Origin of the sequence: Pseudomonas sp. FSL R10-1350, assembly GCF_009600525.1 — a bacterium.
GTDB lineage: Bacteria > Pseudomonadota > Gammaproteobacteria > Pseudomonadales > Pseudomonadaceae > Aquipseudomonas > Aquipseudomonas helleri.
Genome location: NZ_WIVR01000237.1, coordinates 1 through 268 on the forward strand (window position 1 = coordinate 1; position 268 = coordinate 268).

Sequence of the window (268 nt, forward strand, 5' to 3'; positions counted from 1 at the left end):
GACGTCAGCGAAAAACTCGACTACACGCCAGGCGTATTCAGCGTTGAACGGCATATTCGTGGCAAATGGGTCTGTGACAACTGCGAAACCTTGATTCAAGAGCCGGTGCCGGCGCAGGTCATCGACAAAGGCATCCCGACGGCCGGGCTGTTGGCCCAAGTGATGATCGCGAAATACGCCGATCATTTGCCGTTGTTCCGCCAGGAGCAAATCTTCGGACGGGCCGGTCTCGCGATTCCTCGTTCAACGCTGGCCAGTTGGGTCGGCG

At 58.2% G+C, this 268-nt stretch carries 1 protein-coding gene; it reads left to right on the plus strand.

Annotated elements, in window-relative coordinates; genetic code table 11:
- Positions 1-268, plus strand: a 268-nt coding sequence (locus GHO25_RS25970) for a transposase (protein ID WP_153393484.1), incomplete at both ends; no start/stop codon positions are given.